The organism is Curtobacterium sp. MCBA15_016 (assembly GCF_001865105.1).
In the GTDB taxonomy this organism is placed as follows: Bacteria; Actinomycetota; Actinomycetes; order Actinomycetales; family Microbacteriaceae; genus Curtobacterium.
In genome coordinates this window covers 3,272-3,570 of record NZ_MJGR01000031.1, presented here as the reverse complement: position 1 = coordinate 3,570, position 299 = coordinate 3,272, and the positions used below count along the sequence as shown (strand labels likewise).

Genomic DNA, 299 nt, shown 5'->3' with positions numbered 1-299 from the left:
ACCGACGAGCGCGTCGACGATCGGGGCCGGCAGTGCGTCGAGCTCGACCTGGGTCCCCGGCGCCGACTGCAGCAGGAGGGAACGTCCCGCCGCCAGACGGTGGTGGGTCCACCCCTCCTCGGGCTCGAGCGGGTCGACCGCGCGCACGATGCGGACGCGGCAGGCGTGCCTGGCTGCCCGCTCGGCGACCCACCGGAGCGCGGTCCACCTCGCCTCGGTGTCGTCCAGGCCGATCGTGATCCGTTCGACGTCGTCGTGCATGGTCCGCTCCGTCCGGTCCGACGGGCGGCCGCCCGTCG

1 protein-coding gene is annotated in these 299 nt (G+C 75.3%); it reads right to left on the bottom strand.

Features of this window, described 5'->3' with window-relative positions:
• Positions 1-261 (bottom strand): universal stress protein (locus BIV03_RS19675; RefSeq protein ID WP_217637387.1); only part of this gene is annotated, 261 nt, incomplete at its 3' end.
• Positions 262-299: the final 38 nt, after the last annotated feature.